This window comes from Pacificimonas flava (assembly GCF_000342165.1).
In the GTDB taxonomy this organism is placed as follows: Bacteria; Pseudomonadota; Alphaproteobacteria; order Sphingomonadales; family Sphingomonadaceae; genus Pacificimonas; species Pacificimonas flava.
In genome coordinates, this window is sequence record NZ_AMRV01000002.1 from 218633 (window position 1) to 237464 (window position 18832).

At 66.2% G+C, this 18832-nt stretch carries 18 protein-coding genes; 8 read left to right on the top strand and 10 right to left on the bottom strand.

Features of this window, described 5'->3' with window-relative positions; genetic code table 11:
* Positions 1-73: 73 nt before the first annotated feature.
* Both C725_RS03790 and C725_RS03795 read left to right on the top strand, forming a co-directional pair.
* Positions 74-922 (top strand): cytochrome b/b6 domain-containing protein, encoded by an 849-nt coding sequence (locus tag C725_RS03790; RefSeq protein WP_051051210.1) that lies wholly within the window; start codon positions 74-76, stop codon positions 920-922.
* Positions 919-1665, top strand: coding sequence for a molybdopterin-dependent oxidoreductase (locus tag C725_RS03795; RefSeq protein ID WP_008600258.1), 747 nt, complete (start codon positions 919-921; stop codon positions 1663-1665). The genes C725_RS03790 and C725_RS03795 overlap by 4 nt, the downstream gene beginning before the upstream one ends.
* A 61-nt stretch (positions 1666-1726) precedes the next feature.
* Here the strand turns inward: C725_RS03795 and wrbA are convergent, their stop codons facing one another.
* Positions 1727-2326 (bottom strand): NAD(P)H:quinone oxidoreductase, encoded by a 600-nt coding sequence (gene wrbA, locus C725_RS03800; RefSeq protein ID WP_008600259.1) that lies wholly within the window; start codon positions 2324-2326, stop codon positions 1727-1729.
* Between the two features lie 22 nt (positions 2327-2348).
* A complete protein-coding gene (locus C725_RS03805; protein ID WP_008600260.1) occupies positions 2349-3047 on the bottom strand; it encodes a pirin family protein in 699 nt (232 codons plus the stop codon).
* 94 nt (positions 3048-3141) lie between these two features.
* Here C725_RS03805 and C725_RS03810 point away from each other — a divergent pair, with 94 nt between their 5' ends.
* Positions 3142-4053 (top strand): LysR family transcriptional regulator, encoded by a 912-nt coding sequence (locus C725_RS03810; RefSeq protein WP_008600261.1) that lies wholly within the window; start codon positions 3142-3144, stop codon positions 4051-4053.
* A gap of 10 nt (positions 4054-4063) precedes the next feature.
* Here C725_RS03810 and C725_RS03815 read toward each other — a convergent pair whose 3' ends face one another.
* Positions 4064-5104: a 2-hydroxyacid dehydrogenase gene (locus C725_RS03815; protein ID WP_038281648.1), complete on the bottom strand. Its 1041-nt coding sequence runs from the start codon at positions 5102-5104 to the stop codon at positions 4064-4066.
* Positions 5105-5192: 88 nt separating this feature from the next.
* Between C725_RS03815 and C725_RS03820 the strand changes: the two genes are divergently transcribed.
* Entirely contained in the window at positions 5193-5711 is a 519-nt protein-coding gene (locus C725_RS03820; protein WP_008600263.1) for an SH3 domain-containing protein, read from the top strand.
* 11 nt (positions 5712-5722) lie between these two features.
* On the opposite strand, the gene C725_RS03825 is transcribed toward C725_RS03820, so the two are convergent.
* The 3 genes from C725_RS03825 to fsa all read right to left on the bottom strand — a co-directional run bounded on the left by C725_RS03825 (position 5723) and on the right by fsa (position 7917).
* Positions 5723-6634: a tyrosine recombinase XerC gene (locus C725_RS03825; RefSeq protein ID WP_008600264.1), complete on the bottom strand. Its 912-nt coding sequence runs from the start codon at positions 6632-6634 to the stop codon at positions 5723-5725.
* Positions 6613-7176, bottom strand: a complete 564-nt coding sequence (locus tag C725_RS16115) for a DUF484 family protein (protein WP_008600265.1) — start codon at positions 7174-7176, stop codon at positions 6613-6615. Before C725_RS16115 ends, C725_RS03825 begins: the two co-directional genes overlap by 22 nt.
* An 87-nt stretch (positions 7177-7263) precedes the next feature.
* The gene (fsa, locus tag C725_RS03835; RefSeq protein ID WP_008600266.1) at positions 7264-7917 is read right to left on the bottom strand and encodes a fructose-6-phosphate aldolase; all 654 of its coding nucleotides are present in this window, start codon (positions 7915-7917) and stop codon (positions 7264-7266) included.
* Between the two features lie 146 nt (positions 7918-8063).
* On the opposite strand from fsa, the gene C725_RS03840 reads away from it, so the two are divergent.
* On the top strand, positions 8064-10259 hold the full coding sequence (locus tag C725_RS03840; protein ID WP_008600267.1) for a primosomal protein N': 2196 nt from the start codon (positions 8064-8066) through the stop codon (positions 10257-10259).
* Positions 10260-10271: 12 nt separating this feature from the next.
* On the opposite strand, the gene C725_RS03845 is transcribed toward C725_RS03840, so the two are convergent.
* Genes C725_RS03845 through C725_RS03860 form a run of 4 tightly spaced genes read right to left on the bottom strand, consistent with a single transcriptional unit; the run spans position 10272 to position 14900 of the window.
* Positions 10272-11591: a DUF2254 domain-containing protein gene (locus C725_RS03845; RefSeq protein WP_008600268.1), complete on the bottom strand. Its 1320-nt coding sequence runs from the start codon at positions 11589-11591 to the stop codon at positions 10272-10274.
* The gene (locus C725_RS03850) at positions 11588-12718 is read right to left on the bottom strand and encodes a potassium channel family protein (RefSeq protein WP_243442690.1); all 1131 of its coding nucleotides are present in this window, start codon (positions 12716-12718) and stop codon (positions 11588-11590) included. Before C725_RS03850 ends, C725_RS03845 begins: the two co-directional genes overlap by 4 nt.
* A gap of 10 nt (positions 12719-12728) precedes the next feature.
* Positions 12729-13748 carry an NADP-dependent oxidoreductase gene (locus C725_RS03855; protein WP_008600270.1) on the bottom strand — a complete coding sequence of 340 codons (1020 nt, stop codon included), beginning with the start codon at positions 13746-13748 and terminating at the stop codon, positions 12729-12731.
* A 27-nt stretch (positions 13749-13775) separates the two neighbouring features.
* Positions 13776-14900 carry a glycosyltransferase gene (locus C725_RS03860; RefSeq protein WP_008600271.1) on the bottom strand — a complete coding sequence of 375 codons (1125 nt, stop codon included), beginning with the start codon at positions 14898-14900 and terminating at the stop codon, positions 13776-13778.
* An 89-nt stretch (positions 14901-14989) separates the two neighbouring features.
* Here C725_RS03860 and C725_RS03865 point away from each other — a divergent pair, with 89 nt between their 5' ends.
* The 3 genes from C725_RS03865 (at position 14990) to C725_RS03875 (ending at position 18818) form a co-directional block, all read left to right on the top strand.
* Complete coding sequence (locus C725_RS03865) at positions 14990-16723, top strand: asparagine synthetase B family protein (protein WP_008600272.1); 1734 nt, start codon at positions 14990-14992, stop codon at positions 16721-16723.
* Between the two features lie 72 nt (positions 16724-16795).
* Entirely contained in the window at positions 16796-17434 is a 639-nt protein-coding gene (locus tag C725_RS03870) for a TetR/AcrR family transcriptional regulator (RefSeq protein ID WP_008600273.1), read from the top strand.
* Between the two features lie 7 nt (positions 17435-17441).
* Entirely contained in the window at positions 17442-18818 is a 1377-nt protein-coding gene (locus C725_RS03875; RefSeq protein WP_038281440.1) for a protein adenylyltransferase SelO family protein, read from the top strand.
* The last annotated feature ends 14 nt before the right edge of the window (positions 18819-18832 follow it).

Genomic DNA, 18832 nt, shown 5'->3' on the forward strand with positions numbered 1-18832 from the left:
GAAGCGGAATCGGAACGGGGTGTTGCGCAGCGACCATCCGTAGCGTTCGCTGCGATCTGGAGCGGAGGCGACGATGCGAAGAACCGAGAACCTGACAAGCAGTCCCGGACAGCCCGCACGCAAACGAGGGGTGCATCGGCACGCCCTGCCCGTCAGACTATGGCACTGGCTGAACGTCATCGCCGTTTTCGTGCTGCTCGGCAGTGGCCTCAGCATCTTCAATGCGCATCCGCGGCTTTACTGGGGACAATACGGTGCGAATTTCGACCCTGCGTGGTTGGAGATCGGCAGTCGTGACGGCGGACAGGAGGGATTTCTGCGGATCGGCCCGCTGGAGGTCGAGACGACCGGCATATTGGGCGTGTTCGAGAAGGACGGCTCCCTGCGCCGCCGGGCGTGGCCGCACTATTTGACGATCCCGGCCGACTACAGCCTGGCGCAGGGCCGGCTCTATCACCTGTTCACCGCATGGATTTTCGGCATCGCCGGTCTCGCCTATGCCCTGTGGAGCGTCGCCGGGCGCCATTTCCGGCGCGACCTGCTTCCCGCGCGAAAGGAGATGGCACCCCGGCACATCTGGCATGATGTCAAACAGCATGCCCGCCTGCGCCTTCCAAAAGGGGAGGCGGCTCTGCGCTACAATATCCTTCAGAAGTTCTCCTATCTCTTCGTGCTGTTCGTGCTCTTGCCGATGATGGTGCTGACCGGCCTTGCCATGTCGCCCAACATGAATGCCGCCTGGCCCTGGCTCCTTGATCTGTTCGGCGGACGCCAGTCGGCGCGCTCGTTGCATTTCATCGCCGCTTTCCTGATCGCCGGCTTCATCCTCGTCCATATCATCATGGTGATCGCCGCAGGGCCGCTGAACGAGATACGCTCCATGATCACCGGGCGCTTTCGCATTCGGGAGGACCGACCATGATCCGCCGCCGCAACATGCTCGCCGGTCTCGGCGCCGGACTGACCCTGTCCGCTTGCGAGAAGATCGGATCGACGGCGCCGGCGCAGAAGCTTCTGTCTTCCACGGATCGCTTCACCCTGGCGGCGCAGCGTCTCGTCACCGACAGGGCCGCATTGGCCCCCGAGTATAGCGAGGCGGAGATGAGCCCGATCTTCCGCGCCAATGGCAGCCGCGAACCGGCATCGCCGGAATGGCAGGCACACCGCGCGAATGGTTTTCGCACATGGCGCCTCGCCGTGCGCGGTCTGGTCGCGCGGCCGCTCAACCTGTCGCTGCCGACGCTGATGGCGATGCCGCGCCGTGTGCAGATCACGAAACATGACTGCGTGGAGGGATGGAGCGCCATCGGCAAGTGGCACGGGGTACCGCTGAAATTGGTGCTCGACCGCGCCGGCGTCTCGGACCGTGCCCGCTATGTCCTGTTCCGCTGCGCCGACGCGATTCGCGGCGTGCCTTATTATGAAAGCATCGACATGGTGGAGGCGCTGCACCCGCAGACCATCCTGGCCTATGGCATGAACGGGCAAATGCTGCCCACGGCCCACGGCGCCCCGCTGCGTCTGCGCACGGAGCGGCAGCTTGGCTATAAACACGCCAAATATGTCATGGCGATCGAGGTGATCGACAGTTTCAAGGACATCGCCGGCGGCAAGGGCGGCTATTGGGAGGATGTTTCCGGCTATGAATGGTGGGCCGGCATCTGACGCGGGGGCCGGGGCGGGCTGGCGCGCGGCCCGCACCCTTTCCCTTCCTGCGCCCGCCAATCTAGGCGCTAAGCTTGGCCGCCGTCTGGGCGACGAGCTTGCCCTGAAACCGGGCGCCGTCCAGTTCCGTCTCCGACGGCTGGCGCGATCCATCGCTCTTCGCCAGCGTGGTGGCACCGTAGGGGGAGCCGCCGACGATCTCGTCCATGCGCATCTGCCCCTGAAAGCTGTAGGGCAGGCCCACGATGGTCAGGCCATGATGCAGCAGGTTGGTGATGATCGAAAACAGCGTCACCTCCTGCCCGCCATGCTGCGTGGCGGTGGAACTGAAGGCTGCGCCGACCTTGCCCACCAGCGCGCCCGATTGCCACAGCCCGCCGGTCTGATCCCAGAAGGCCGCCATCTGGCTGGGCATGCGTCCGAAGCGCGTCGGCGCGCCGACGATGATGCCGTCATAATCCTTCAGGTCGCTTATGGCGGCGACGGCGTGATTGTCGTCATACTGGAAGCCCGCCGTCTCCACGATTTCGGGCGGGACCGTCTCGGGAACGCGCTTCACGTCCACCTCCGCCCCGGCTTCGCGCGCGCCCTCGGCAACCGCGTCCGCCATTTTCGCCACATGGCCGTAGCTGGAATAATAAAGCACCAGAATCTTCGTCATTTCCAGTCTCCCTTCTTCGTTTTCAAATCGTGTCGACGAGAACGATTTCGCTGTCCTCGTCCGCGGTGATGGTCAGGTCGGTTACGCCCTCGACGGCGACACCATCGCGCGCATCGGCCCGCTCTCCGTTGACGCGGATGCTGCCGGTCGCCGGCACCAGATAGGCCTTCCGCCCCTTGCCAAGCGCGTAGGTTGCCGTCTCGCCGCTCCGCAGCGTCGTCGCCGCCACGCGCCCGTCGGTACGGATGGGCAGCGCGTCGTCATCGTCCGCCATGCCGCTGGCCAGCACCTGAAAACCGCCGGCGCGGGTTTCACGGGGGAACGGACGCGCCCCCCAGCTGGGCTCACCGCCGGGACGGGTCGGCTCGATCCAGATCTGGAACAGCGTCGTCTGCTCATCCTCCAGATTATATTCGGCGTGCTGGATGCCGCTGCCGGCGGACATGACCTGCACGTCGCCCGCTTCGGTCCGGCCGCTGTTTCCCAAGCTGTCCTTGTGGCTAATGGCGCCTGTGCGGACATAGGTGATGATCTCCATGTCGCGGTGCGGGTGCGGGGGAAAGCCGGACTTTGCCGCAATCTCGTCGTCGTTCCAGACGCGCAGGCGGCCCCAGCCCATACGCGCGGGATCGCGGTATGAGGCGAAGGAAAAATGATGGCGGGCATTCAGCCAGCCATGGTTGGCATGGCCGAGACTTGCGAACTTACGAACTTCAATCATGAGCGGTCTCCCGTCTTTCGTGTTGCGCAAGAGATGAGACACATTCAAAACGAAAGAAATAGAAAGGATCGAAAAACACCTTTTCGATAGATTTATGGATAGCCGCATCGATATCAACGCCTGGGCCGTGTTCGACGCCGTCGCCGCAAGCGGCAGCTTTACGGGTGCCGCGCGCAAGCTGGGCGTTTCCGTCCCGACCGTATCGAAGGTGATCGCGGCGCTGGAGGCGCGCCTGGGCATGGCGCTGTTCCACCGCACCTCTCGCCGCCTGTCCCTGTCGAGCGCCGGAGAGACGGCCCGTCAGCGCGCAGCCTCTCTCGTTGGCGGGTTCATGGAGCTGGAGGAGGATCTGCGCGATGCCGATGGCCCGCCGCGCGGCCTGATCCGCCTCAGTGCGCCGCTCAGCTTCTCGATCCTGCATCTGTCCGGTGTCCTGACGAAATTCCTGTCTGACTGGCCGGAGATCGAGATCGACTTGCATGCCACCGACCGCCGCATCGACATGATCGCGGAGGGGATGGACCTGACGCTGCGCATCGGCAAGCTGGACGACAGCAGCCTGCGCGCACGGCGCCTGTGCGCCATCCGCATCCCGGTCGCCGCCTCTCCAGCCTATCTGGAACGGTACGGAACGCCGACGCGGCCGGAGGATCTGGAGCAGCACAGCGTCATCGCCTATTCGCAGGCGGCGGAGCCGACGCGCTGGCGGTTCCTCCACGATCTGGAGGGAGAGCGCGCGGTCGACGTCTCGCCTCGCCTCCTCGTCGACAATGGTGATATCGGACTGGACGCGCTGCGCGCCGGTATCGGCATAGCCTGTCAGCCGGAATTCTTCCTGTGGAACGACCTGCGCGACGGCACCCTCGTGGAGCTTCTGCGCCCCTGGTATATCGCGCCCGTCGGCGCGTTCATCCTGACGCCGCCAAGCCGCCTGCAACCGCGCCGCGTGCGATTACTGATCGACGCGCTCGTCGAGGCGTTCCGCCGTGTCCCCTGGGCGCTCTAGCCAGGCCGACCTAGGCCCAGCCCTCCAGCACCTGATCGGGCGGCCGGTGACCGTCGGCCCAGACACGAATGTTGGTGATGACCTTGTCGCCCATGGCGCGGCGACCCTCGAACGTGGCGGACCCCATGTGCGGCAGCAGCGTGACGTTCTCCAGATCGAGAAGCGCCTGCGGCACATTGGGTTCGTCCGCGAAGACATCCAGGCCGGCACCCGCCAGCCGGCCGCCAGCCAGCGCCGCAGCCAGCGCGCCTTCCTCAACGATCTCTCCGCGAGCGGTGTTGATCAGATAGGCATGGGGCGGCAGCAGGGCGAGACGTCGCGCATCCATCAGCCCCTCGGTCTCGGCCGTTAGCGGACAATGGATGGAGAGGATATCCACCTCTGCCAGCATCGCGTCGAGATCGTCCCACCATGTCGCGCCGAGTGCCTGCTCCGCCGCCTCCGGCATGCGGTGACGATTGTGGTAGAGAACGTCCATGCCGAAGGCCTGGGCGCGCTTGGCGACCGCCCCGCCGATCCGGCCCATGCCGATAATGCCCAGCTTCTTGCCGCCCACGCGCGTGCCGCGAAGCGATGTCGGCGCCCAGCCTGCCCAGTCGCCCGCGCGCAGCCGCCGTTCCCCCACACCCGTACGCCGCATGGTCGCCAGGATCAGAGCCAACGTCATGTCGGCCGTATCCTCCGTCAGCACGCCCGGCGTGTTCGTGACCATGATCCCCGCCCCGTGCGCAGCCTTCAGGTCGATATGGTTCACGCCGACACCGAAATTGGCGATCAGCTTCAGGCGCGGGCCGGCGCGGGCGATGAGCGCGGCGTCGATCTCGTCCGTGACCGTCGGCACAAGGACATCGGCGTCCGCCATCCCGGCGGCGATCTCGTCCGCGCTCAGCGGCTCGTCGGCATCCCGCAGCTGGGCATCGAACAGGTCCGTCATCCTCGCCTCGGTCTTTTTCGGCAGGCGCCGCGTCACGAAGAGGCGCGGCCGGCCCGGCCGTCCTGCCGCAGCGGGCCCAGCGGCGGAAATGGCGTTGGGATTTGGGGTCTCGGACATGGCGAAATCGCTATGCGGGGCGGGCGGCGCGGTCAAGGCGGCCGCTGCCCCCTTGCGCGAAAGGCCGCACTGGATTCAAATGGATTGCATGACGCGCTTCTTCGGGCTCCTCCTCGCACTCGGTACGCTGCTTCCGGCCGCGCACCCCGGATTCGCCGCCCATGCACAGGATGCGGAGGCCGAACGCGGACGTTCGGGCCTTCCCGTGCCGCGTTTCGTCACCCTGGGCGCGGGGGAAGCCCGGATGCGCACCGGACCGGGCCGCGATTTTCCCGTCGACTGGCTGTTCGTCCGTCGCCATCTGCCGATGGAGGTCGTCGACGAATACGGCATCTACCGGAAAGTCCGCGCACCCGACGGCTCCGAGGGCTGGATGGACAAGGCGCTGCTGTCCGGCGCGCGCTGGGGCATGATCATCGACAAGGTCGCCACCGTGCGCGCCGCGCCGGAAGTGGACGCCCCCCCGGTCTGGCGAGCGGAGCCGGACGTCCTCGTTCATATTCAGGTCTGCTCGGCCGGCTGGTGCCGGGTGCAGGCGGACAATCGCGCCGGCTATATCCGCACCAGCGACATGTGGGGGGTCTACCGCGAAGAAGAGATCGAATAGCCCCCCTCCCGTTACGCACGCGGATGTGCGTTGCGGTAGACGTCGAGAAGATGCGCTGCATCCACCTCCGTATAGATTTGCGTGGAGGACAGGCTGCTATGCCCCAGCAGTTCCTGGATCGTGCGAAGATCGGCGCCGCGCGCCAGAAGGTGCGAGGCGAAGCTGTGCCTGAGCGCGTGCGGCGTCGCGCTTTCCGGCAAGCCGAGGGCCGCGCGCGCCTGCCGCATGGCGGTGCGGACGATGCCGGCGGATAGCGGACCGCCGCGCGCGCCGCGGAACAACGGCTCCTCGGCGGCAAGATCATGCGGACAAGCGCTCCGATAGGCGTCGATTCCCTCCGCAACCGCAGCGAGCAGCGGCACCTCTCGCACCTTGCCGCGCTTGCCTGTCACGCGCAGCGTCTCCCGCCCCAGATCGCCGGGCTTCAACGAAAGCGCCTCGGCGATGCGAAGCCCGGCGCCGTAAAGGGTCAGCAAGACGGCGGCGTCGCGCTTTTCGGTCCAGTGGGCATCCGTGCCCGCCTGCCCCAGGACGGCGGCCTCGTTCGGCGCGATGGGCCGCGGCACCCGCCGCTGGATGCGCGGCGAGGCGAGCGCGTCGATCGCGTCGCAGCGAATGTTCCGCGCGCGGCGGCACCAGCGGAAGAAGGCGCGCAGAACCGCGACTTCGCGGGCGGCCGAACGATTGGACAGGCCCGAACCGCGACGAAAGGCGAGATAGGCGCGGAAGTCGGCAAGCGCCAACGCCTGCAGCCGCTCCCCGTCGACCGCGCCGCCCAGATGCTGCTGCAAAAAATCCAGAAAGCGCCGCACCGTCGCGTCATAGGCGCGCACCGTGTGCGGCGACCTGCGCTCCGCGAGCGTCAAATGCTCCGTAAAATCAGCGGCGAGCGCCGATGCCGTCAGTGAATCGCGAGAAGACACCGCCCGATCATGCGCGAAAGCGCCGTCCCGAGAAAGTCCAGCGTTTCCGTACCGCCCACCGGCCCCGCCGCAAGTGACGCCCGGCTGCCCAGCGCGAGCACGCCGCAGCCAAGCGGCGCGTCCAGCCGCAGCGGCACGATCCCCACGGTGCGGACCGCGCTGCCCTGCTCGCCGAACAGGGGGACATCGCCCATGGAGCCGCGCACCTGTGCGGCGCCCGCGGCGCCGTACCATGCGCGCACGCGGCGGGCCGAGAGGCGCTGGATGCCCGCCGGCCCGGCGCGAAACGCTTCCTCCTGCGCCGCCAGCGCCAGCGCAGCGATCTCGATGCCCAGAATTGACGGCCATTCATGCGTCACCGTGCGCACGATCTGCGGCAGGGTCTCGGCAGTCAGCAACGCCGCGCATGCCGCATGCGCGGCCTCCGCCATGCCGGCGGACCCGGCAGCATAATGCGACAGTTCGGCGTTGGCCGTGCTGAGATCGGCTAGGCGCCGTTCCAGCCGCCGCCTGGCGGCAGCCTCGAAACTTAGGACGTTCATGCGGCGGCGCTTATGCCACGCCCCGCTTACGGTCCGTTCAGCAGAAGGGTTAGCGGCGCCGTAATCATGGCCGGCGCCGCCAAGCCATCAGACGATCGACTGGCCGGTCTTCGCCCAGTCCGCCATGAACGCATCGAGGCCCTTGTCCGTCAGCGGGTGGTTCGCCAGCTGCAGCATCACCTTCGGCGGCAGCGTGACGACGTCGGCGCCGATCTTCGCCGCCTCCAGCACATGCACCGGATGGCGGATGCTCGCAGCCAGGATCTCCGTGCCGAAATCGTAATTGTCGTAGATCAGGCGGATATCGGCGATCAGGCTCATGCCGTCGAAACCGACATCGTCGTGACGACCGATAAAGGGCGAGATGAATGCGGCGCCGGCCTTCGCGGCCAGCAAAGCCTGCGTCGCGGAAAAGCACAGCGTGACATTCACGGGCACGCCGTCATTCGACAGCGCGCGGCAGGTCTTCAGCCCGTCCGGGGTCAGCGGCACCTTGATGGCGATATTGTCGCCGAGCGTCAGGAGCTTCTCCGCTTCCTTCATCATCGTTGCGTGGTCCGTCGCGACGACTTCCGCGCTGACGGGCCCCTCGACCATGCCGGCAATGTCCTTGATGACGTCCAGGAAGTCGCGGCCGGACTTGGCGATCAGGCTGGGATTCGTGGTGACGCCGTCGACCAGACCCAGATCGGCCATGGCGGAAATTTCGGCCGTGTCGGCCGTATCGACGAAGAATTTCATGAGGGGACGGTATCCGCTGCTTCGTGTGGAGGGGGAGGTTCGCGGCGCCAGATAGCGCCTGCCCCCTGCCGGCGCCAGCAGAGTCTCATGTATATGACCGGCACCAATGGCGGGAACGGCGCCCGCTTCCTATAGATAGGCAGCCGATGCCCCTGCCCTCTACCCCTTCAGCGCAGCCCCGCCTTCGCGTTCTAACCCTGAACGCCGCGCTCGGTCCGCTCGACTATGCGCCGCGCCCCGGTCTCGATGCGCCGCCTGGCAGCATCGTGCGCGTCCCGCTCGGCCCGCGGGAAATCAACGGCGTCGTGTGGGAGGCGGACCGGCTGCCGGTAAAGGAGGTGGACGCATCGAAGCTGCGCCGAATCAACGCCGTCTACGACGCCCCGCCGCTTCCGGAGCGGCTGCGCCGCCTCGCCGAATGGGTCAGCGCCTATTATTACGCGCCGCTTTCCAGCGTGGTGCGGATGGCCATGCCCATCCCCTCAGCACTCGACGGCGCGCGCACCATCACCGAATACCGGCTGACCGGCAGCGAGCCGCAGCGCCTGACACCGCAGCGGGCCGCCGCCCTCGATGCGCTGTCGGACCGGCAGGGGGTGGTGCGCGAAATGGCGGAATGGGCGAACGTGTCCGATGCCGTCATTCGCGGCCTCATCAAGGTTGGCGCCATGGAAGCCGTGGACGCCCCGGCGGACACCCTGCCGCCCCGCCCCGACCCCGCTTTTGCCCCGGCCGAGCTCTCCGCCGAACAGACCGCCGCAGCCACGAGGATGATCGCGGCGGTGGAGGCGCGGCGCTTCGCGCCGTTTCTCCTTCACGGGGTGACGGGATCGGGCAAGACCGAAACCTATTTGGAGGCGGTGGCAAAGGCGATCGAGGCAGGTGGCCAGGCGCTGATCCTGTTGCCGGAGATTGCCCTTACCGAACCGCTGGAACGCCGGATCGAGGCGCGCTTCGGCGTGCGCCCGGTGTCCTGGCACAGCGATCTCCGCCAGTCGCAGCGCCGCGCGGCCTGGCGCGCCATTGCAAGGGGCGACGCGAAGCTGACCGTCGGCGCCCGCTCCGCCCTGTTCCTGCCCTATCCCGATCTTCGCTGCGTCGTCGTCGACGAGGCGCACGAATCCAGTTTCAAGCAGGAGGACGGCGTCCTTTATCATGCACGCGACGTCGCCGTGATGCGTGCGAAGCTGGAGCGATTCCCCATCATCCTCGCCACCGCCACGCCGCCGCTGGAAACGCAGGTACAGGCAGAGCGCGGCACCTATGAGGAGCTGGTGCTGCCCAGCCGGTTCGGGGGTGCGGCGATGCCGGACATCCGCACCATCGACCTGCGCGAACATCAACCGCCATCGGGGCAGTTCCTGGCGCAGCCATTGGTAGAGGCCATCGAGGACCGGCTGGAGCGTGGCGAACAATCGCTCCTGTTCCTGAACCGGCGCGGTTATGCGCCGCTCACGCTCTGCCGGCACTGCGGCACCCGTATCGAGTGCCCGAACTGCTCCGCTTGGCTGGTCGAGCACCGCCTGACGCGGCGGCTGATGTGCCATCATTGCGGCCTGACCGAACCGACGCCGGACGCCTGCCCGGAATGCGGGGAGACGGGCACGCTCGTTCCCTGCGGACCCGGTGTCGAACGCATCGCGGAGGAGGCGCAGCAACGCTTTCCGGGCGCGCGCCTGATGCTGGCGACGTCGGACACGATCGGCAGCCCGGCAAAGGCCAGGGCGCTGGTCGATGCCGTGGAAAACCACGAGATCGACATATTGATCGGCACGCAGCTCGTCACGAAGGGCTACCACTTCCCCGAACTCACGCTCGTTGGCGTCGTCGATGCCGACCTTGCGCTGAAGGGCGGAGACCTACGCGCGGGCGAACGAAGCTTTCAGCAGATCGTTCAGGTGGCTGGCCGCGCCGGACGCGGCGCAAAGGCCGGCGAGGTGCTGATCCAGACCCATCAGCCGGAAGCGCCGGTGATCGATGCGCTGGTGCGCGCGGACGCGGCGGGCTTCTACGCCGCCGAGATCGAGGCGCGCCGCGATGCGGCCATGCCGCCCTTCGGCCGTCTTGCGGCCATCATCGTCTCTGGACCGGATGAGCGAGAGGTGGCGGAAACGGCGGCCTACCTGGGACGGAACGCGCCGCGCGACATCGAACATTTCAGCGTGCTCGGCCCGGCGCCCGCACCGCTTAGTCTGCTGCGCGGCCGCTATCGGCACCGGCTGCTGGCTCACGCCGCCCGCCGAGTCGACCTGGATTCGGTCCTCGGCAACTGGCTCGGCAGGGCGGACGTTCCCCCCGGCGTACGCCTGACGGTCGACATCGACCCTTATAGCTTCGTCTGAAACATCGAGCGGCTACGCCTCGGCGCGGCGGGCCTCCTCATCGGTAAGTTCGCCCGTGTATTCATCGGGCAGCGACCAACCCGCCACACGGCGCAGACGGGTCTTCTCCAGGTTCGCATCGAGATGGTTCAGCGCCCGTTTCAGCGAGACGGCAGAAATGCGCCCCGCCGCCTCCGCGAAGAGATCGCGGTTCGCAAGCGCGACCATGTGCAGCGAGCGTTGCAGCCGGTGTTGGACCTCCAGCAGGCTCGCTCCGTCGCGGGCGATGGGATTGAAGAAATCTTCCAGCATTTCTCCATGGTCGATGTCGGGTGCCCGGACGCACTCGAACCGCGCCTCCGTTCGCTCATTGAGGCTCTCGCAGTAGGCCTGAAGGACGCGCGTACCTGCCGTCATGACCTGAATTGCCGTGCCGGGATCATTCACCGCCGGTGAGAGGGCGCGGCTGGCAATCTCGCTGAGGACGATCAGTCCGAAGCTGGGATCCTGGCCAAAGGACCGCTGCCGGTCGATCGTGAAGCATTCCGCCATCGCCTCCCGCATCTCACCGTCGGGCTCCGCCTCCAGAAACGCGACCGCGATGTGCGGGCCGATATAAGCGCCCGGCAATTTTCGCACATGCACCGTTCCGCCGCTGCGCCGCGCCAGCTTGTTGAGTTCCTCCATGTCGAGGTGCTGAATATATCCCATCTCCTCCAGATAGAGGGGGGCGGCTCCCTCCGGGACATCCTCCTCCGCCGCGGCGCCGAGGCGCGGCAGCTTCGCCCAGGATCGCGCTGCCGCCTCACTCGCCTGTTCCACCCGCCAGATCGTGTCGCCGACCCGCCCGAAATGCGTCAGCTGCTCGATCCAGCGAAGGAGTGCGGCCGTCACGAGGAACAGGACAATGAGCGTGGAAAAGAACAGCAGCACACGGCCCTGATTGCCGTAGATTCCCATCGACATGCCGATCATGCCAACAACGGCGAACAGGAAACTGCCGATGAAGGTCGCGAGCGTGTTCGACGCGACCGAATCGCTGATGAGAAGCTCCGTCGCCCGCGGCGTCGACGTGCTCGCTGCGGCCGCGTAGGCGCTCACCATGATCGACAGACTGAACGTCGTCACCGCAAGCATGGACGAGGCGAGAATGGTCAGGATATTGTCGACCGCTTCGGAGGCGAGCGTCAGCTCGAACGGGAAGGTCACGAAGCGGACCAGAAAGGCGCTGAGCAGCGCGATGATGACGGCAGCCAGGCTGAACATGGACGCGCGGAACCAGATGCGCCGTACCATGCGCCCCACCGTATAGCGCCAGCGCCCGATCAGATAGTCGCGGTCGAGAGCGCTCATCCCGCCTCCTCGTCCCGGACGGCGGGGCCGTCACGCCCTCCGTTCACCGGAACGATCTGGACGATGATATCGCCTTCCTCGACGCTCTGCGCCTCCGGCTCCCAAAAGCCGTAATATTTGCCGTCGCGCACGATCCGGACGGCAAGGCCGCCCCGGCATTCCGACAAGGGACCGCCGCATTCCTCGATCGCCACGACGCGCTCCTTCAGCTGAACCCGGCCGGAGGCGACGACGAGGTCCTGCAGATAATCGACGACATGGCTGCCGGTCGCCGCCCGCGCCAGCAAGTGCCCGCCAAGAGCGACCGGGTTTATGACCGTGTCGGCGCCGGCTTTCTTGACCAGGAACTCGTTTTCTTCGGACTTGATGATGGCACTGATCGACAGGTCCTCGTTCAGCTGACGAGCAGACATGACGAGCAGCGCAGACGTGTCGTCGCGGCCGCCGCAGGCGACGAAGCTTCGCGCCTTGTCGATGCTGGCCATTTCCAGCGTGGCGTTTCGCGTCGCGTCGCCCTGCAGCGTCAGGCACCCTTCGCTCCGCGCCTCCTCCAGCCGCCCCTCATTCGGATCGATCACCAGGATTTTCTCGGCATCGACCCCGTTCTGAAGCAGTTCATAGACCGCGGCGCTGCCCGTCGTGCCGTAACCTGCGACGATGAAATGATCGGTCAGCTTCTTCTGCAAGCCTCGCATGCGCCATTGCTCCCAGCTGCGGCGAACGACGAAACTGTACGCCGTGCCGATGAATATGATCCAGATGAACAAGCGGATCGGCGTCACGACCAGCGCGTCGAACAGGCGCGCGCCCTCGCTGGTCGGGGTGATGTCGCCATAGCCGACCGTCGTGATGGTGACGGCGGTGAAGTAGATGATGTCGACGAAACTGACATGCCCGTCGAAGCCGTCAGCCAGCGCGTCCCGATGATACCAGTGACCGGCCAGGGCCACCATGATCAGGCCCAGGACGAGAGTCGCTCGCAGCAGCAGATTGCCCCAGGGCGACAATCGGTCGGGCCGCCGCAGGACCAGATGATCGTCAGGATCGCGGCGGACGCGAAACATGCCGGGACGGCGGCCCCGGGGAGCCGCCGCCCTGGCGATACGCTCGTGAGGATGAACAGCCATCAGCCGGTCGTCATGCGGGCGGCGAGACCTCGACCAGCAGCTTGCCGAAATTGCCGCCGCTATAGAGCAGCTTCACATAGTCGTCGGCACGGTCCAGTCCTTGGCGCACGTCCTGCCGCGTCGTCAGGCGCCCCTCGGCCAACCACTGGCCCAGCTGCGCCGCCGCCTCACTGAAGCGCGGCGCGAAATCGGTGACGATGAAGCCGCGAACCGTCAGCCGCCGCATCAGCATGGTTTCCCAATAGGCCGGTGCGCCGCCCTGGGTCTCCCCGCGCTCGTTATACTGGCTGATCAGACCGCACAGGGGGATGCGGCCGAAATTGTTCATGCGCTCCAGCACGGCCTGCATGATCGGTCCGCCGACATTCTCGAAATCGATATCGACGCCATCCGGCGCCAGACGGTCGAGCGCGGCGCCGACATCCTCGTTCTTGTAGTCGATGGCATGATCGAAACCCAAATCTTCGGTAATGAAGCGGCATTTCTCCGCACCGCCGGCGATACCGATCACGCGGCAGCCCTTGATCTTGCCGATCTGGCCGACGATCTGCCCGACACCGCCGGCCGCCGCCGAAACGACGAGCGTCTCTCCGGCCTGCGGCTGCCCGATGTCGAGCAATCCGAAATAGGCTGTCATGCCGACGCCGCCGAAGGTGCCGAACGCCGCGGCGAGCGGCAGACCCTCCACGCCGCGCATCGGCGACACCTTCCCCTCCTCGACGATCACATGGCTGGCCCATTCGCCCAGCCCTGCAACCAGCGTCCCCTCCGGCAGGCCCGGCGCACGGCTGGAGACGACCCGGCCGCAAATTCCGCCGCGCATCGGATCCCCGACTTCGACGGGCGGCATGTACTGCTCGCGGTCCGACATCCAGATGCGGTTCGTCGGATCGAGCGACAGGTAGATGACCTCCACGAGCGCTTCTCCAGCCTCCGGCGCGCGCTGCTCTTCCTCCGTGAACGTCAGATCGCCCTTGTCGATATCGCCTTCCGGGCGGCGCGCGAGCCGCCAGACCTGCCGTGTCGTCATCGTCTCTCCCCTTCTTCCGCTATCTGGCTAGGCTGCCGCCAATCCGCCGTAAAGCGAACGATAGGCGGCCAGCATGTCCCGCTCGTCATATTCCGCCGCGACACGGGCGCGGTTCGCTGCGCCCAGCCGGGCCCGCAAGTCGGCATCGCCCATCAGGCGGGCAAGGCTGCGGCCCAAGGCCGGCGCATCGGCCGTGCGGGCTACGAGCGGCCTGTTCTCGGCGGACAGAATGGCACTTATGTCGCCCACGTCGGTCGTCGCGGCGGGCAGACCTGCCGCCATCGCCTCGACCAGGCTGATGGGAAACTGTTCCGAATCGGAGGAGAGGGCGAAGATGTCGAACAGCCCGACGTATCGGGCCGGGTCGGGCAGGAAACCCGGAAGCAGCAGTCGGTCCGCGATGCCCGCCTCTCTTGCCGTAGCCTCGATGCGTTCTCGCTCCGGTCCCGTGCCGACGATCACCAGCCGCGCCGGGCCTTGATAGATACGCGCGGCAAAGGCGAAAGCGTCGACCAGTCGCGGCAGGTTCTTGACGGCGCGAAGCCCCGCAAGTGTGCCGACCACCAGTTCGCCCGGACCCTTGGTGAGACCCGGAATCGCATCCGCCGCCGGCGGCGGCGCAAAGCGGGCGGCATCGATTCCATTGGAAATGCGCTGCACCCTCTCCGCCGGTTGCCGCCAGATGCGGCGTGCCGAATGCTCAAGCACGGCCGACGGCACCACCACACGCGCAGCACTGGGCAAGGCAAGACGCCGGTAGAGAATTCGCGCGGACTTCTGCCGGTCCCGCTCATCCTCGTTGAAGCCGTCCTCATGATGCACCAGCGGCGGACCGCCAAAGATGCGCCGGGCCATGACCGCGTCCATCGCGCCGAAATTATAGGTGAGGACCAGATCGTAATTGCGCATCGCCGCCGCCAGTGCGCGCAGCCGCGTCAGAGACGGCCGGCCTGCAAGCGGCGGAAAACCGGTCAGCAGGCGCGCTTCCACATGCCCGTCCACGCTTTCCATGGCGCCCACGGCTCCCGGCACGGCGCTGACGATATGGTGCCGAAAGTCACTGCCGAAGGCATTCATCAGGCGAACGGCACGCGCTTCCTTGCCGCCCAGATCGAAGGTCGAGTGCAGATGGAGGACGGTCGGCGCGCTCATCTGGCCCGCTATACCGGCCGCTGCCCCGGCACGGTAGAGAAAAGGCGGGGAGTGGCGCTCCCCGCAGGCCCGCTCTAAAGCGAGCGGCCATGGGCGGATTTCATCTTGCACGCACCCCTTCCGACGACGCGCTTGCGGCAGCGCGCGCGCAGTTCGACCGGCATGGGTTCACCCGGTACGAACGCCTCGACTGCCCACCCTTTCATGGTTTTCATGCAGAGCCCATCCATGGCGGCCTCCCCACCTTCTATCGCCAGGGGGATGATTTCGTCGCCTTTGCCGGCACTCTGGTTTTCGACGGCATGCTGGGGGAGCCGGCGCTTGCACGGCTGCTGGAGGCGTTCAGCTTTCCGTACGGCGACTGGGACAGGCTGCGGGGACAGTTTGCCCTTTTGGTCAGGAAGGCGGGCCGAACCTATTTGCTCACCGATTTTTTCGGCGCTTTCCAGCTGTTTCATACTGTCGACGACTCCCTGTTCTCGACCAGCTTCCTCGCCGCGGCCGGCGCGCAGGAGCGGCTGAACTTCGATCCCCAGGGCGTTTACGAATTCGCCTTCAACGTCTTTCCCACCGGCAACGATACGGTGCTGAAGGAGGTGCGGCGCCTCGGTAGTCGCATGCAGATCGCCTTGGGAGAGAAGGTGGAGCGGCAGCCCGTCGAAAAGCTGCTCCCCGCCCGCATCGACGATGCGCCGATGGAACGGCGGGCGAAGGGAACGGCCGACATTCTTCGCAGCGTGGTAGCGCCTTATGCCGCGCATTATGGCGACCGCATGCAGTGCCCCCTGTCCGGCGGTCTCGATTCCCGTCTGGCGCTCGGTCTGCTGAGAGAGGCGGGCGTAGCGCCGCACATCTACGTCTATGGCAGTCCTGGCGATCCGGACGTGGAGATCGCCCGGCGCATCGCGTCTGGCGAAGGCATCCACCTGGAGATTTTTCGCAAGGCCGAACACCGCGCCATCTCCCCGGATGAATTTCCGGAGATCGTCGAGCGCAATTTTCACGAGACCGACGCGCTCGTCACCGATGGCGGATTGTTCGACAATGGCGGCAACGCTGCGGCCCGCCACGACCGCCAGCGCGGCGGGCAGCTTGCCGTTTCAGGCGGCTGCGGCGAGGTGATGCGCAATTTCTTCTATCTTCCCGACCGGGCGATGACGGCGCGGGCGTTGGTAGAAACCTTCTTCGCCAGGTTCAGCAGCGGCGACGTCGCAAATGGGTTCGATGCCGACCGTTTCCTCGGCAATCTGGAAGCAAAGGCGCTAGCCGCCATCGGGCGCCCCGGCGATGCCTCACCGTTAAAGCGGCCGCTGATCGAACAACTCTACCCGCGCATGCGGTGCCGTGCCTTTTTCGGGCGGGAAATCAGCCTTGTGGGCCGCCAGGGCGGTTATCTAATGCCCTTCTTCGATCAGGGTCTGGTGGGCGATGCACTTGGCATTCCCATCGCTCAGAAGAATGCCGGTCGCTACGAATCGGCCGTGCTTCGCAATATCGATCCGCGCCTGGCTGCGTATCCCTCAAGCTATGGCTATCCCTTCACACAGGCGCCGACGCCCGGGCATCGCTGGTCGGAATTCTCAACGCGCGCCCGCCCGGTCTGGATGCGCAAGCGGTCCTATGCCCTACGCCGCCGTCTGGGCGCGGTGGAGGATGAACATGGCGGTTTGCTGACCCCGGCCTTTCTCGGACGGGTGCTCGACCTCCACTTCCCTCATATGAGCCGCTTCTTTCGGATGCCGAATATCGCCGACAGCGGGCTCTACCGCCGTATCGCCACGCTGGAGTATCTTGGACGGCACTTCGAAGACCGGGTGGTTTGAGGAATACTCGAAAATTGACGCGCGGCCTCTCGGTGCCCATATCGAAATGATCGACTGGGAGGAATGAACCTTATGGCGACGAAGGCCGCAGAGCCGAAATCCCGCCGCTACGACCCTGCGGAAACGCGCCAACGGGTTCTGGAGGCGGCGAATACGCTGTTCTCGCAGAACGGTTTCGCAAAGACCGGCACGGCCGACATCGCGCGCGCAGCGGACGTGTCGGAGGGGTCAATCTTCTATCATTTCGGCTCGAAGCGCGCTCTGCTCGAAGAGCTGGGCCGCACATATGGCGAACGCATGGTGAAGGCCATGCAGGCGGGGGACGAACTTGCCGACATCGACCCCGGCATCAGCATCCGCCGCTGTTTCTCCTATTGCGAGACCCACAATAGCTGGGAAGACCTGGTAACGGTGAACAGCACCGACGGCACCAAGCACGGGCTTCACGGCAATCCGGACGCGGAACCCTTTTACCGCGCGTCTCGACAAGTCGTTGTCGACTGGTGCGAACGCCAGTTCGAGGCCATGAAGGCGGCGCACGGACTGACCCGTTTCAATGCGAAGATCGCCGCCAACCTGACATATGGCGTGGTCGGCGATGCGCTGGACCTGGCCTTCGCGCCTGATACGTCGCCCGAACGCCGTCAGGAAATCGAGGACGAGACCGTGCGGTTCGTCTGCGCGGCCTGCGGTGTGACGACAAAGGCGTAAGCGCAGCCTGACCTACCGCCCGGATCCTGCCATCCTGCGCCTCGGCGACGAGTTCTACGACGCCGTACAGCCCGCCGATTTTCCGGAAACACGCCTTCGGTTCCGAAACGACCTCGCCGCCGGAGAGTTGGGTTTGCAGGGGCTGGAGGATGCCGAATGGATACGGCATTTCGGCCGCTTCGAACCGCTGCCGGACAATCTGCAGGAACCGCTGGCCCTTCGCTATCACGGTCATCAGTTCCGCGCCTACAATCCGGATATCGGCGATGGACGCGGGTTCCTGTTCGCGCAGATGCGGGACGGCAAGAACCGCCTCATGGATCTTGGCACCAAGGGGTCCGGCCAAACCCCCTACAGCCGGTTCGGCGACGGCCGCCTGACGCTGAAGGGCGGCGTTCGGGAGATCCTGGCGACCGAGATGCTGGAAGCGCTGGGCGTCGAAACCAGCCGCACCTTCTCGCTGATCGAGACCGGCGAGGCGCTGAACCGCGGCGACGAGCCCAGCCCGACCCGTTCCGCCGTCATGGTACGGCTGTCGCACGGGCACATACGCTATGGCACGTTTCAGCGTCTTGCCTATCGCGGCGAGGCCGGAAATCTCGACCGGCTCGTCGACTATTGTCTGAAGGAATATGTTGGATCTCCCGACCTGTCGGGTGAGGATGGGTACGCCGCGCTGATGGATCATGCCGTGTCCGGCGCGGCGCGGCTGGCGGCCAGCTTCCGCGCGGCCGGGTTCGTGCACGGGGTCCTCAATACCGACAATATCAACATTACCGGCGAGAGCTTCGACTATGGACCCTGGCGCTTCGCGCCGCGCTGGGACGATGGTTTCACCGCTGCCTATTTCGACCAGTTCGGCCTTTACGCCTTCGGCCGCCAGGCGGAGGCGCTGCAATGGAACGTGCATCAGCTTGCCATGGCGCTGCGCGCGGTCGCGGCGGCGGACAGCCTGATCCCGGCGTTGAAGGCCTTCCCTGAGCAATACGAGGCTGAGCTCTCTGCGGCGCTGCTCCGCCGCCTCGGCCTGCAAGGGCAGGATGCCGCGACGGACGCAGAGCTTGTGCGCAAGTGGGAGGCCGCGCTTGCCACCAGCGGCCTGGAACCGGACCGCGCATTTTTCGACTGGCGCGGCGGCGATGTGCGCTGCGATCGGCCCGCCTATTCCGCCGCCGCCTTCCTGCCGTTCCGGGAGGCCGTCGCCGGCTACAAGGCCCTGCCCGGCGCGCTGGCGCACGACTATTGGCGGGATGAGGTCCCCTGTTCCATGCTGATCGAGGAGGTGGAGGCTCTGTGGACACCCATCGACGAGCGGGACGACTGGACGCCGCTATACGAGAAGGTCGCAGCCGTTCGGCGCATGGGCGAAGCCCACCGGTCCTGATCGAGCGGCCTGCG